This window comes from Pantoea sp. X-Soil-TKNS-1211, assembly GCF_059730495.1.
Window position 1 is genome coordinate 4,132,054 of record NZ_AP035953.1, and the last position, 14,607, is coordinate 4,146,660.

Genomic DNA, 14,607 nt, shown 5'->3' on the forward strand with positions numbered 1-14,607 from the left:
GGATATCGCGATCAGTTTTTCAGGTGACGGCTCGCCAGACGAATCATCAGACTCAACGCTGCCGCCAGGGTCGAGAGCGCCACTACGCCAGTCCAGCCCCAGTGCGCCAACGCCAGGCTACCCAGCGCCGCACCGGTTGCCATGCCGATAAACACCACGGTGAACATCAGGGCATTAAGACGACTACGCGCTTCCGGTGCCAGGCTGTAGACCAGCGTCTGATGCGCGACCAGCGTCGCCTGCACACCCAGGTCAAAACCGACGGTGCTGATGATGATCAACCCAAGCTGGGCGGATACCGGCAACACCGGCAACAGGAACATCAGTGCAAAGGACACCATCACCAGCGTGGCACCGTATTGGGTCACACGGGCTGGGCCGATACGGTCAGCAAAGCTCCCCGCCAGCGGTGCAGCCAGTGCACCGGCTGCACCCGCCAGACCAAAGGCACCCGCCACGGCGCTATCCAGATGGAAGCGATCGCTCAGCATCAACGCAAGGGTTGACCAGAAGGCGCTAAAACCTACCGACAGCAAACCTTGCGCCAGTGCGGCACGGCGCAGCGTCTGGTGGTGTTGCCACAGATGCGCCAGCGACAGCAGCAGACGTGGATAACTCACCGAGGTGCCCGGTTTAAAGCGTGGCAGCACGCGCCACAGCGCCAGACTGATCAACAACACCGCCACCGCCGCCACCAGATACATGGTGCGCCAGCCGAAGTATTCCGCCACCACGCCGCTCACCACCCTGGAGAGCAGGATGCCGACCAACAACCCGGTCATCACCGTACCGACGGTTTTCCCCCGGCTACGTTCCGGGGCCAGAGCTGCTGACGCCGGGACGATATCCTGCGCCACAGTGGCGGTTAAGCCGGTGACAAAGCTGGCGATCAACAGCGCGTTCAGGCCGCCAGAGAAACCACACAGCAGCAACGCCGCCACCAGCAGCAGACCTTTAATCAGGATGATGGTACGGCGGTCGTGGCGGTCGCCAAGCGGGGCCAGCAGCAGGATACCCAAGGCATAGCCCGCCTGCGTCAGCATCGGCACCATACCGACGCTGCCAATGCTGGCGTTAAATTGTTTGCTGATGATATCCAGCATCGGCTGGCTGTAGTAAATCGATGCGACACTCAGGCCGGCACCCGCCGCCAGCGTAAAGACCAGCGGTGTGGGCAGTGACTCAGTGACCTGTTCAGATGATTGCGTCATGGCAGACATATTCGTTTCCCCCGTGAAAGTGCGCTTATTAAAGCGCGTCACCGCCATACGCGGTAGACTGATGAAAGGCAAAACCATTATACGTGGTACGTATGAGCAATATTTCCAGCGTTGATCGCATCGAACTGATGCAAACCTTTATCCGCATCGTGGAGAGTGGCTCCCTGTCGGCCGCCGCCGCGCAGCTCGGCACCACCCAGCCGACCATTAGCCGCCGTTTGCAGGCGCTGGAACAGCGACTGGGGCTGAAGCTGATTCTGCGTACCACCCACGCGCTGAAACTCACCGATGATGGCGAACGCTGCTATCAGCAGGCGCGTCAGCTGCTCGCCACCTGGCATGCGCTGGAAGATGAGTTGACCGGTGCCAGCGATGATCCAGTGGGCACGCTACGGGTGCGAGCGCCGCATGCCTTTGGTCAGGATCAGTTAGTCGCGCCGCTGGTGGATTATCTGCAACGCTATCCGCGTCTGAATGTGGAGTGGATGCTGAACGACCGCACGCCAGATTTTGTCGCCGAAAACGTCGACTGCGCGATTCAGGTCGGCGCGCCAACCGATCCTTCCGTGGTGGCGATCTTACTGGCCGAGGTGCCGCGTTTTGTGGTGGCCGCCCCGTCGTTGCTGGCCGCACATCCGCCGGTGGAAAACGTTAAGCAGCTACCGAATCTGCCGTGGCTGGCGTTGACCAGTTTTTATCACGGTGAGATTGCTCTGCAACGCCTGAGCGACGGACAGCCCGTGAATCTGGCGATCAGTCCGCGCCTTGCCAGCGACAGCCTGTACGCGATACGCAAAGCCGCGCTGGCAGGGATGGGAGCGGCTGTGGTGTCGTCATGGGTGGTGCAGGAGGATTTGGCGCGCGGTGATTTGATTCAGTTAGTACCAGAGTGGCAGGCCCCGCCATTACCGGTATGGCTGACCTATCCGTGGGCCAGCTACTACCCGGCCAGATTGCAGAAGTTTTTTGCCATGATTCGCGAAGTGATGCCGCAACTGGCAGGAACGCAACCAGCTAAAAAATAATGTAAAAAACCCGTAGCGGCGCGATTTATCGCGCAATTCCGTACGCGATAAATCGCGCCGCTACGTAATTATTTTTTATCCGATTTGGACATATTGTCCAGATAACCCATGACAAACGCCGACAGCACAAACGTCAGGTGGATAATCACAAACCACATTAGTTTATCATTGGCGACGTTGCGCGCTTCCATAAACACCCGCAGCAGGTGAATTGACGAAATCGCCACAATCGACGCGGCCACTTTATTCTTCAGCGAGCCGGAATCCATCTTGCCAAGCCAGCTCAGCTTCTCCTTGTGATCGTCAATATCCAGCTTAGAGACAAAGTTCTCATAACCGGACAGCATCACCATCACCAGCAGGCCACCCACCAGCGTCATATCCACCAGCGACAGCAGCAACAGAATCAGATCGTTTTCCCCGATGCTGAAGATGTCAGGCAGCAGGTGAAAAATCTCCTGGAAAAACTTAATCGTTAGCGCCAGCAATCCCAGTGAAAGTCCGATGTAAACCGGTGCCAGCAGCCAGCGCGACGCATACATCAGGTTCTCGGTAAAACGTTCCATAATTTTCCATTAATCAACCGACAAGCCAGCGATTATAACCGAACAAATGTGAAGTTATTTCAGCCCGTCTTCAGAAATTTCAGGAGCCGGTGGCAGCGGCAACGAGAGCCGGAACAAAGCGCCGCCTTCGGGACGGTTCTCCGCCCAGATGCGCCCGCCGTGGGATTCCACAATGGTTTTACAAATCGCCAGTCCGAGGCCCACCCCCGGCACGGCGGATTCCTTATCACCACGGGCAAACTTATCAAAGATGCGCGTCAGGGCATCTGGCGCAATCCCCGGCCCGCTATCCCAGATGGCGATTTCCAGCCGGGCGTTGTCGCGCCAGGCGCGGATGCCATGCTGTGCCGCATTCCCGGCGTATTTCAGGCTGTTTTCGATGAGATTGGTAAACACCCGCTCCAGCATGCTGCTGTCACCTTTGATCAGCACCAGTTCGTCGGGCAAATCGACGGTAAAATCATGGTCCTTCAGCGACGGTCCCATGCTACTCAGCGCGCCGCCGATCACCTCATCCAGCGCCACCCACTCTTCGCGCAGATTCAGCCCGCCCGACTGGATGCGCGCCATATCCAGCATATTGCTGACCAACCGGATGGTACTCAGCGTCTGCTCGCGGATCTGATTAGCCTGTGCGACATATTTTGACTGCTCACTGGCGAGGTCGAGCATCAGCATTTCCGCCTGACCGAATAACACCGTCAGCGGGGTGCGCAGATCATGCGACAACGCGGATAACAACGCATTACGCAGCTGCTCGCGTTCCGCCGCCAGGCGCGAAGCAGCTTCACTTTGCGACAACGCCATCCGCTCCAGCGCATTAGCAATTAATACGGTGAAGGTTTCCACCAGCCGCTGCTGTTCCGGGATCATCAGCTGACGTAAATTCTCTGGCTCCACCACCAGCAGGCCACGGCAGTGGTTGCCGCTTTTCAGCGGCAGAATCTGGTACGGTACCGCCGGTAAGGTATCGGTGCCTGCCCCGGCTGGCTGGCCCTTGCTGTAGCTCCATTTGGCGATGGCGAGATCCGGCGGCGTGCCCATGCTGCTGTCGCCCACGGTTTGCAACTCGCCCTGCTCATTCGGCAGCAGCAGCAAGCTACGTGCCTGGAGCGTCACCTCAATCACGCGCTGGCTGGTGCTGGCAATATCCTGCGGCGTCAACGCGCTGCCGAGCGACTTCGCCATCTCATACAAATGGCGCGCGCGCTGCTCGCGATAACGCGCCACCCGCGCCTGATAGCGCACCCCAGCCGTCAGGTTGCCAACGATCACCCCGACCGCCAGCATCACCGCGAAGGTCACCAGATATTGCAGATCCGACACCGCCACGGTGCCAGTGGGCGCGACGAAAAACAGGTCGAACGCCAGAATATTGATTATCGTAGCGAATACTGACGGCCAGCGACCAAAGCGCAGCGCCACGATCACTACGGCCAACAGGTAAATCATCACGCCATTGGCCGGAGCAAAGTCTACCGGCAACCAACGACCCACTGCCGTAACCAGAATGCACAGCACCAACGCCATCAGGCAGCCGCGCAGCTGCATACGCCATTTTTCCGCGCTGGCGCGCTGGCCATTCAGCAGCGAGGGGGCATCGCGTACCGGCTCATCCAGCGCCACTACCAGCAAATCGAGGTCCGGCCCCAGTTCACCGAGACGCTGGGCAAAACTGTCACGCCGCCAGCGTCGTTGTGGCTGGCGACCGGTGACGATTTTGCCGAGGTTGTGCTCACGGGCGTAGCGCAGCACCGCGCGCGCTTCGTCCGGATCGGACAGCGTGGCGGTTTCCGCGCCCAACTCCTGCGCCAGTTGCAGCGTGCGCAGAATGGCGCGACGACGCGCTTCCGGCAGGCGATTCAACCGTGGCGTTTCCACGTACACCGCATGCCACTCGCTGCCAAGCCGGGCCGCCAGTCGTGCGGCGGTGCGCACCAGCTTTTCGCTGCCGGTGTCATCGCCAATGCACAGCAGGATGGCATCGCGCGTATGCCATACCTTGTCGCGTCCCTGCTGATCGCGCCAGGCACGCATCTGGTCATCAACACGGTCGGCGGTACGGCGCAGCGCCAGTTCACGCAACGCAAACAGGTTACCTTTACGGAAGAAGTTTTCGATCGCACGTTCGGCGCGATCGCCAACGTAGACTTTGCCCTCCTTCAACCGCTGGCGCAGATCATCGGGAGGCAGGTCCACTAACACCACTTCATCAGCGGCGTCGAAGAAGGGATCGGGCACGGTTTCGCGCACCTGAATACCGGTAACGCCACCGACCACATCGTTCAGACTTTCCAAATGCTGCACGTTGACGGTGGTGATCACATCGATACCGGCGTCGAGCAACTCTTCAATATCCTGCCAGCGCTTCGGATGGCGCGAACCCTGCACGTTGGTGTGCGCCAGTTCATCCATCAGGATCACCGCCGGATGGCGCGCCAGTGCCGCATCCAGATCGAACTCCGCGTGACGTGAACGCCCTGTGGCCCGACGTGGCAAAACCGCCAGCCCCTGCAACAGGGCGGCGGTTTCATCACGGCCATGGGTCTCTACCACGCCCGCCAGCACATCCAGTCCCTGGGCGCGCAGGCGTTGCGCTTCCTGGAGCATGGCGTAGGTTTTCCCTACCCCGGCACAGGCACCGAAGTAGATTTTGAGTTTACCGCGATGGCTGTCGCTGTGGTTCAGCAGCAGCGCATCGGGGTCCGGGCGCGGCAGTTCGTCGTTCATGTTCAGTCCATTAGCTGCAAGCGCGTAGCGGCGCGATTTATCGCGCGGGTTTTAAAAGGCGCGCAATTAATCGCGCCGCTACGGTGTTAGTTATTCAATGCATCCAGCGCCATATTCAACCGCAGCACATTCACCGTCTCTTCGCCGGTAAACGGCAGCAACGGACGCTCGGTATGACGTGTAATCAAGGCTTCGACCTCCTGCAACGGCATCTGGCGCGCCGCTGCAATGCGCGGAGCCTGCCACAGCGCGGCTTCCGGTGAGATATCCGGATCGAGGCCGCTGGCCGAGGCCGTCACCAACTCCACCGGTACCGCCGTCGGGGCCTGCGGATTGGCGGCACGCAGCGCCGCAATACGCTCCGCCACCGCTTTATCCAGCGCAGGGTTGTTGCCTGCCATATTGCTGCCGCTGGAAGCCAGAGGATTATAGGCGCTGTCGCCGGTGGCCGATGGACGCCCCCAGAAATGGCCCGGCTGGCTGAATGCCTGACCAATCATGGCAGAACCACGTTCCTCGCCATTCAGCTCCAGCAATGAACCATTGGCCTGCACCGGGAACCACCATTGCGCCAGGCCGGTGGTGAGTAGCGGATACACGCCACCCGTGATTGCCGCCAGCAGCACTAACAATACAATAGCCGGACGTAACTGACTCATTTCTCTTCTCCTTACGCCAAGCCCAACAGGGTCAGCAGCACATCAATTGCTTTGATGCCGATAAACGGCACCACCAGCCCACCCACACCGTAAATCCACAGGTTGCGACGCAGCAACGCCGCGGCACTCAACGGACGGTAGCTCACGCCTTTCAGCGCCAGCGGGATCAGGAACACAATCACCAGCGCGTTAAAAATCACCGCAGACAAAATGGCAGAGTTGGGGGAGTGCAGCTGCATCACGTTCAGCATGTTGAGCTGCGGATAGGTGGCGGCAAACGCCGCCGGGATGATGGCGAAGTATTTCGCCACATCATTGGCGATACTGAAGGTGGTCAGCGAACCGCGCGTCATCAGCATCTGTTTACCGATGTGCACCACTTCCAGCAATTTGGTCGGGTTGGAGTCGAGATCGACCATATTCCCCGCCTCTTTCGCCGCCTGGGTGCCGGAGTTCATCGCCACCGCGACGTCGGCCTGCGCCAGTGCCGGGGCATCGTTGGTGCCATCGCCGGTCATCGCCACCAGCCGTCCTTCTGCCTGATACTGACGGATCAGTGCCAGCTTGGCTTCCGGGGTCGCTTCCGAGAGAAAATCGTCCACGCCCGCTTCTGCCGCAATTGCGGCGGCGGTTAACGGGTTATCACCGGTGATCATCACGGTTTTGATACCCATTTTGCGCAGTTCGGCAAAACGCTCTTTGATGCCGCCTTTGACAATATCTTTCAGCGCCACCACGCCCAGCACCTGAGCACCCTCTGCCACCACCAGCGGCGTACCACCGGCACGCGCCACCTCTTCCACCGCGGCATTCACCTCAGCCGGGAAGCGGCCATTGCTGGCTTCGATATGACGCCGCACCGCGTCCACCGCTCCTTTACGGATCAGACGATCCTGCACGTTCACACCGCTCATACGCGTTTGCGCCGAGAACGGGATAAAGCTGGCTCCCATGCTGCTGAGGTCACGCTCGCGCAAGTTAAACTTCTGCTTTGCCAGCACCACGATACTGCGCCCTTCCGGTGTTTCATCCGCCAGTGACGCCAGTTGTGCTGCATCGGCCAGCTGTTGTTCGCTGACGCCAGGTGCAGGCAGGAACTGCGTCGCCTGGCGGTTACCGAGGGTGATGGTGCCGGTTTTGTCCAGCATCAACACATCAACGTCACCCGCTGCTTCCACCGCACGGCCACTGGTGGCGATAACATTCGCGCCGAGCATGCGGCTCATCCCCGCCACACCAATCGCCGACAGCAAGCCACCAATGGTGGTGGGGATCAGGCATACCAGCAGCGCCACCAACACGGTAACGCTGACCGGCGTACCACCCCACGCAGAGAACGGCCATAGCGTTACGGTCGCCAGCAGGAATACAATAGTGAGCGAAACCAGCAGAATGGTCAGCGCGATTTCGTTCGGGGTTTTACGGCGTTTGGCGCCTTCCACCATGGCGATCATCCGGTCGAGGAAGGTTTCCCCCGGATTGACACTGCACTGGATTACCAGCCAGTCGGAAAGGATACGTGTGCCACCGGTCACCGAGGCGAAGTCACCACCCGATTCACGGATTACCGGGGCTGATTCGCCGGTAATCGCGCTCTCGTCCACCGAGGCGCCCCCTTCCAGCACTTCGCCATCGCACGGAATGATGTCACCGGCCTCCACCAGCACTACATCGCCTTTACGCAGGCTATCCGCCGATGCCGCTTTCCAGGCAGCACCGTAACGCGGTTCCGCCAGCTTTTTCGCATCGACGCTTTTTTTCACGCCTTTCAGGCTGTTGGCCTGAGCTTTGCTGCGTCCTTCCGCCAGCGCTTCCGCGAAGTTGGCGAATAACACGGTAAACCATAACCAGACAGCCACCCCGGCGGTAAAACCGGCGCTACCTTGCAGTTGCCCTGCGGCCATGCCGATCGCCAGCACGCTGGTGAGCACGCTACCGAGCCACACCAGAAACATCACCGGGTTGCGAAACTGCACGCGTGGATCGAGTTTTTTCACCGCATCCAGCATGGCGACACGCGTCAGCCGCGCATCAAACAGGGCCAGTTGTTGACGACTCATGATTCCATTATCCCTGAATTAATTGCAGATGTTCCGCCACCGGACCGAGCGCCAGTGCGGGGATGAAAGTCAGTGCGCCCACCAGCAGCACGGTGCCAATCAGCAGGGCGACAAACAGCGGGCCATGCGTCGGCAGCGTCCCATTGCCCACCGGTTGCACTTTTTTCACCGCCAGCGAACCGGCAATCGCCATCACCGGGATGATGATGCCGAAGCGACCAACGAACATGCAGACCGCCAGCAGCAAGTTCCAGAACGGCGTGTTGGCGCTCAATCCAGCAAAGGCGCTGCCGTTGTTGTTGGCAGCCGAGGAGACGGCGTACAGCACCTCGCTGAAACCATGGGTGCCGGGGTTGGCCATGCCAGCCCGGCCCGCGTCGGTCATCATTGCCAGCGCGGTGCCGAGCAATACCAGCGTCGGCGTCACCAGAATCGCCAGCGCAGTCATCTTCATCTCCCAGACATCGATTTTTTTACCGAGGAATTCCGGGGTACGACCGATCATCAGGCCCGCGATAAACACCGCCAGCAGCACGAACAGCAGCATGCCGTACAACCCGGCCCCTACACCGCCGAACACCACTTCGCCCAGTTGTATCAGCCACATCGGCACCATGCCGCCTAACGCAGTGAAGGAGTCGTGCATCGCATTCACCGCACCGCAGGAGGCCGCCGTGGTGATCACCGCGAACATACTGGAGTTGAGGATGCCGAAGCGCGTCTCCTTGCCTTCCATGTTGATGGCACTGTCAGCACCCAACGTCAGGAAGTGCGGGTTGCCGCGCAGCTCAGCCCACATCACCGTGACCACCGCCAGCACAAACATCAGCGTCATCGCCCACAGCAACATATGCCCCTGACGACGATCGCCCACCTGCTGACCAAACGCGAAGCACAGCGCCGCCGGGATCAGGAAGATACTCAACATCTGCACGAAGTTAGTCAGGGCATTGGGGTTCTCGAACGGATGTGCGGAGTTAACGTTGAAGAAACCGCCGCCATTGGTCCCAAGCATTTTGATGGCTTCCTGCGAAGCAACGGGGCCCAGTGCCAGAGTCTGTTTTCCACCTTCCAGGGTGGTAAGGGCGTGGTAAGGTTCGAAATTCTGGATACTGCCCTGACTCACGAAAAACAGTGCCAGCAACAGGCTGATGGGTAGCAGCACATAAACGGTGATGCGGGTCAAATCGCGCCAGGCGTTACCTAATGTCGCCAGTGAACGATTGGCAAACCCACGAATCAGCGCAAACGCCACCGCAATCCCGGTCGCTGCTGACAGGAAGTTTTGTACCGTCAAACCTGCCATCTGGCTGAAGTAACTCATGGTGCTTTCACCACCGTAAGCCTGCCAGTTGGTGTTGGTGATAAAGCTGATGGCGGTGTTCAGTGCCAGGTCCCAGCTCAGACTGGGCAGATGCTGAGGGTTAAGCGGCAATGCGCCTTGAGTCATGAGGATCACAAACAACAGGGCACAGCCAAGAATGTTGAACAACAGGATCGCCAGCAGATAATGCGGCCACCGCATCGCTTCATCTTCCGCGCCGACCACGCGCCACAGCGCACGTTCGGCACTTGGTAGCAGCGGTTTATCGTTAATCATTACCGTCAGATAACGTCCAAGCGGCTGCGCCAGCACCATCAGCACCAGCAGAAACACCGCGATCAACAGAAATGCATTGGCAGCCATCAGAATGCCTCCGCGTTAAGCAGCGCATAAAACAGATAGCCCAGTAATAAAAACACCAGCACGATGCCGGTTATCACGCCCATACTCACAGCGACCTCCAGAGGATTTGGTTGTGCTGCAAGCATGCGCGTGGCGGTATAAAGAAGAGGTAAAAAGGCGAAAGGCAGGCGTAAAAAAAGTATAAAAATGGGTGAAAATCAGGCGCTTTCCAACGCCCAGATTCGATTGAGATCGATGTTTTGCCACATGCTGCCGTCTTCGGCACCGGTGATGCTGTCGGTACAGAAGCTATCGCCGAGATCGAGTTCCTCAGGCTTGATTTCCCGCTGCGCATGTAGCGACCAGAAGACATGCACTTTTGGCTTCAGCAACGATTGTTCCCCCGCCTGCACCACCAGCGCCACGCGCCCGGAGGCCAGCCGCACCAGCGATCCCACCGGATAAATGCCAATGGAACGCACAAAGGTTTGCAGCAATCTGGTGTCGAAGTGGCCGCGCCAGCTCAGCATATTGTGCATCGCTTCAGCCGGGGTCCAACCTTTACGGTAGGGGCGATCGGAGGTCACGGCATCGTACACGTCACACACCGCCGCCATACGCGCGAAAAGACTGATCTCTTCCCCTTTCAGGCCATGTGGATAGCCGCTGCCATCCAGTTTTTCATGGTGATGCAGCGTAATATCCAGCAAATCCTCATCTGCATCGGCTTCCATCAGGATTTGCGCCCCGACAATCGGATGCTGCCGCATGACCGCCATCTCTTCCGGCGTGAGCCTGCCAGGTTTATTGAGAATCTCCAACGGCACGGCGGCTTTGCCAACGTCATGCAACAATCCGCCCATACCCACGCGCCGCTGCTGTTGTTCATCCAGCCCGAGTTTTTTACCCAGCGTAATCATCAGGCCACACACCGCCATCGAGTGCAGATAGGTGTAATCGTCATGGTTTTTCAAGCGCGCCATGCTAAGTAACGCGGTGGGTTCACGCGTCAACGAGCCGGCGATTTCGTCCACCAGGTTGAGGGTATAATTGAGGTCAAGGCTCTGCCCGAGGCGTGCTTCATTGAACATCGCCAGCACCTGGGGTTTTCCTTGGGTAAAGATCGCCTGCGCCTCGTCAATTTCGTGAAAAAACGGGGTTTGCGGAATCTCTTTTTTCGGTTCAGGTGTTTTCTGTGGTGCCTGCACCGATTTATCAAGATCGATCCAGACTTCAAGGATCCCTTCGTTACGGATCCAGGCGATCTGGCGTTTATCAGTGATCAGCATCTGGTTGCGAATGCGTTTGTCTTTTATCCACCACACCTCCAGTTTGTGGACAAACATCCCCGGCCGCAGTTCGTCAACGGTTATCAGCTTTATCACGATATCTCTCCTTAATATCAGTGGATGGTAGAGAGATATCGGCAGCTGAACAAAATATCTTCAGGCGGTTTTGTGCGATCTGGGGGATAGCGCGATAAATCGCGCCGCTACTTCTGTCAAACCACCCTGGTCAGCACCGCTTCGCCTTGTGCAAAGGCCAGCAGGTTTTCAAACACCAAATCCGCCATCGCCGCCATTGTCTCCTCGGTGCTGCTGGCGAGGTGTGGGGTGATAACCACATCATCCCGCTGCCGCAATGCCTCGGGAACGGCAGGCTCCTGTTCAAACACATCCAGTCCGGCACCGGCGATATCACCGGCTTGCAGCGCGGCGATCAGCGCCTGTTCATCCACCACGCTGCCGCGGGCGATGTTGATAAGAAAGCCTTTCGGTCCCAGCGCGCGCAGTACCTCGGCATTCACCAGATGATGGGTCGCCGCGCCGCCCGGTAGCGTCAGCACCAGAAAATCCGATCGCTGTGCCAGTGATATCAGCGAGTCATGACGGATGTAAGGCACATCCGGGCGCGAACGCGGGTTGAAGTAATGAATATCCATATCAAAGGCCTGCGCGCGCTTCGCCAGTTCTTTGCCGATACCGCCTAATCCAACAATGCCGCACACCTTACCGCCCACTTTGGTGGTGAGCGGATAACGTCCCTGGTTCGGCCATTGCCCTGCTCGTGTGTAGCGATCTGCCGCGCTGATACGGCGCGCTACATCCAGCAGCAACGCCATGCCGGTGTCAGCCACGCAGGCATTGAGCACGCCAGGAGTATTGGTCACCACAATGCCACGCGCCTCGGCGGCAGCGGTGTCGATGGCGTCATAACCCACGCCGTTGCTGCAAATCACCTTCAGGTTGGGCAACTGGTCCATCAACTCAGCGCTGGCCCCCATCAACGCGTTGCCGCTGGTGACCAGTGCATCGATTTCCGCGCCGTGTTGCGCCAGCCAGGCGGCCTGATCATCCTGTTGCCACAAGCGGTAAGTGGTAAACTGCGCATCCAGGTTGTCCTGCAAGCGTGCCGGCAATAATGGACCTTTCATCAATACCTTAAACTGCGTTGATGCCATCTTCTTTCCCCTGTTTTTCATACGATGTAACGCCAGATTCCTGCTCCTCGCCGATACGTTCGATGGGGCCCATCACCAGCCAGAACAGTAAGGCCGCGACCACGCAGTGCGCGCCCACAAACACCAGGCCGATGCTGTAGCTACCGGTGACGCCAACGATGATGCCGAACAGCAGCGGAGTGAGAAAACCCGCGATATTGCCGATGCCGTTAAAGATCGCACCGGCCAGGCCCACTGCTTCTTTCGGCGCAGTATCGCTGACCACCGTCCATGTCCCCGCGCCGGCGGCGATCCCTTTGCCAAAGAAGGCGAAGGACATGATGGCGATGATGCCGACGTTGCTCGGGATCACCGCCGCCAGAATCAACGTCGCCGCCATCAGCATGCCGACGATATAGGGTGTTTTCCGCGCCCAGGAGATGCTCCAGCCGCGAGCCAGCAGCTTATCCGAGATGTAGCCCCCGCTGATGCCGCCGACAAAACCAAACAACGCCGGGGCAATGGTGGCAAACCCGGCATCAAGAATGTTCATCCCACGCGCCTGCACCAGGTAAATCGGGAACCAGGTGATAAAAAAGTAGCTCAGCGCGATGATGCAGTACTGGCCGATATAGGCACACCACAGCATGCGGTTACTGAGTAGCTTTGTGAACATCGCTTTGCTCAGCGTCGGACGGGCTTTGAGCGTCTGAACAGCATCGATATCTACCAACGCACCGCCATCAACGATATGGCGCAGTTCGTTTTCCGACACCTGCGGATGTTGTTTCGGACTGCGCATGTAAGCAGCCCAGACAAACACCGCCAGCACGCCGATGCCACCCAACACAAAGAATGGCCACTCCCAGCCATAACGCGAAACCAGCCAGCCGGAGAGCGGTGAGAAGATCGCCACGGCAAAGTATTGCGCCGAGCTAAATAACGACGAGGCCCGCCCACGTTCAGCACTGGGAAACCACATGATCACTACGCGCGCATTGGCCGGAAAACTAGGTGCTTCAATCAGGCCAAGGATAAAACGCAGCGTAAACATCAGCGTCAGTGCCGCCGCCATGCCGCTGGAAAACTCGCCGACAAAACCCATCGCAATAGTGGCAAGCGACCAGAGCGCCAGCGTTACGCCGTAGACTTTTTTGGTGCCGAAACGATCGAGGAACAAACCACCGGGAATTTGACCGATCACATAGGCCCAGCTAAAGGCGGAGAGGATCAGTCCCAGTTGGATCGCCGAAAGCCCAAACTCCTCTTTAATCGCCGAACCGGAGATCGACAAGATCGAGCGGTCGGCATAGGCCACGACAGAAAGAAACAGGATCAGCATTAGCATCCAGATACGTACATGACTGGTGCGGCCAGCGATTTTCTCTTGTGACATAGGGTGAATTCCTTAATCAGGGGAGCTTCCTGCCCCGAAATGATGTGTTCAGGAATACCGCTTAATTTTCCCTGTTGAGGAAATATAGAGAGCCGGGCATGGCGTGGTCATTGTGCGGATGGGGGAATTGCACGGGGAATTTTGCCGCCGTTTTGACATATGCCACAAAGGAGGGTGCGGTGCTGCACAGAACCCTAAATCTCCCGACAGCAAAGGCCGGGAGTGTGCGCCAGATCGAAGAAAATCATTTTTTATGCAACTATGAGCAGGCTAACAGATAAAAAATCGCGCCGCTATGGATCGGTGTGATCGGTAGCAGCGCAATTTATTGCGCCCACTCTTCCCGCAACACCGACATCACCACGATATCGTGGTACTCCCCATTACGCAGGCAGGCTTTACGCCGCACCCCTTCGTGCTGAAAACCGAGACGCTGATACAAGCGCAGCGCGCGCTGGTTATCGTGAAACGCCTCCAGTTCAATACGCTGTACGCCCAGCCAGTTAAAAGCGTAATCCATGCCGGTACGAATCAGTTTTTCACCGATGCCGCGCCCACTGAACGTCGGATCGACGCTGATGCCAAAGCTGATGCCGTGGCGAGTACGTGGCCGATGTTCAACAAACAGCGTCAGCTCCCCCACCATGCTGCCATCGATTTCTGCCACAAAGGCGATATAGCCGTCCGCATCCATTTTTTCGAATTTCTTCTCCCAGGTGGCGACACTGGGAAAGGGCAGTTGCGTGGTCCATTGATAGACCTCCGGCTGGCTGTACAGTCGTTGGTACGCCGCCGCATCACGCGGTTCACGGCCACGGATAATCAAATCCATATCGCTATTCTCC

At 58.3% G+C, this 14,607-nt stretch carries 12 protein-coding genes; 1 reads left to right on the forward strand and 11 read right to left on the reverse strand.

Features of this window, described 5'->3' with window-relative positions; genetic code table 11:
• Positions 1–11: 11 nt before the first annotated feature.
• Positions 12–1,220 carry an MFS transporter gene (locus tag AC6I8W_RS19530; protein WP_497836315.1) on the reverse strand — a complete coding sequence of 403 codons (1,209 nt, stop codon included), beginning with the start codon at positions 1,218–1,220 and terminating at the stop codon, positions 12–14.
• Between the two features lie 92 nt (positions 1,221–1,312).
• On the opposite strand from AC6I8W_RS19530, the gene AC6I8W_RS19535 reads away from it, so the two are divergent.
• Positions 1,313–2,245 carry a LysR family transcriptional regulator gene (locus tag AC6I8W_RS19535; RefSeq protein ID WP_497836316.1) on the forward strand — a complete coding sequence of 311 codons (933 nt, stop codon included), beginning with the start codon at positions 1,313–1,315 and terminating at the stop codon, positions 2,243–2,245.
• A gap of 68 nt (positions 2,246–2,313) precedes the next feature.
• On the opposite strand, the gene AC6I8W_RS19540 is transcribed toward AC6I8W_RS19535, so the two are convergent.
• The 10 genes from AC6I8W_RS19540 to AC6I8W_RS19585 all read right to left on the reverse strand — a co-directional run bounded on the left by AC6I8W_RS19540 (position 2,314) and on the right by AC6I8W_RS19585 (position 14,594).
• Complete coding sequence (locus tag AC6I8W_RS19540) at positions 2,314–2,811, reverse strand: TIGR00645 family protein (RefSeq protein WP_497836317.1); 498 nt, start codon at positions 2,809–2,811, stop codon at positions 2,314–2,316.
• Positions 2,812–2,865: 54 nt separating this feature from the next.
• Positions 2,866–5,541: a two-component system sensor histidine kinase KdpD gene (gene kdpD / locus AC6I8W_RS19545; protein WP_497836318.1), complete on the reverse strand. Its 2,676-nt coding sequence runs from the start codon at positions 5,539–5,541 to the stop codon at positions 2,866–2,868.
• An 86-nt stretch (positions 5,542–5,627) separates the two neighbouring features.
• Entirely contained in the window at positions 5,628–6,200 is a 573-nt protein-coding gene (gene kdpC / locus AC6I8W_RS19550; protein ID WP_497836319.1) for a potassium-transporting ATPase subunit KdpC, read from the reverse strand.
• An 11-nt stretch (positions 6,201–6,211) separates the two neighbouring features.
• A complete protein-coding gene (gene kdpB / locus AC6I8W_RS19555; protein ID WP_497836320.1) occupies positions 6,212–8,260 on the reverse strand; it encodes a potassium-transporting ATPase subunit KdpB in 2,049 nt (682 codons plus the stop codon).
• A 7-nt stretch (positions 8,261–8,267) separates the two neighbouring features.
• Positions 8,268–9,947, reverse strand: coding sequence for a potassium-transporting ATPase subunit KdpA (gene kdpA / locus AC6I8W_RS19560; protein WP_497836321.1), 1,680 nt, complete (start codon positions 9,945–9,947; stop codon positions 8,268–8,270).
• Entirely contained in the window at positions 9,947–10,036 is a 90-nt protein-coding gene (gene kdpF / locus AC6I8W_RS19565) for a K(+)-transporting ATPase subunit F (RefSeq protein WP_497836322.1), read from the reverse strand. Before kdpF ends, kdpA begins: the two co-directional genes overlap by 1 nt.
• A 108-nt stretch (positions 10,037–10,144) precedes the next feature.
• The gene (locus AC6I8W_RS19570; RefSeq protein ID WP_497836323.1) at positions 10,145–11,311 is read right to left on the reverse strand and encodes an HD-GYP domain-containing protein; all 1,167 of its coding nucleotides are present in this window, start codon (positions 11,309–11,311) and stop codon (positions 10,145–10,147) included.
• A 116-nt stretch (positions 11,312–11,427) separates the two neighbouring features.
• Positions 11,428–12,387 carry a 2-hydroxyacid dehydrogenase gene (locus AC6I8W_RS19575; protein ID WP_497836324.1) on the reverse strand — a complete coding sequence of 320 codons (960 nt, stop codon included), beginning with the start codon at positions 12,385–12,387 and terminating at the stop codon, positions 11,428–11,430.
• Positions 12,368–13,762, reverse strand: a complete 1,395-nt coding sequence (locus tag AC6I8W_RS19580; protein WP_497836325.1) for an MFS transporter — start codon at positions 13,760–13,762, stop codon at positions 12,368–12,370. Before AC6I8W_RS19580 ends, AC6I8W_RS19575 begins: the two co-directional genes overlap by 20 nt.
• 325 nt (positions 13,763–14,087) lie before the next feature.
• Positions 14,088–14,594: a GNAT family N-acetyltransferase gene (locus AC6I8W_RS19585; RefSeq protein ID WP_497836326.1), complete on the reverse strand. Its 507-nt coding sequence runs from the start codon at positions 14,592–14,594 to the stop codon at positions 14,088–14,090.
• Positions 14,595–14,607 lie beyond the last annotated feature (13 nt).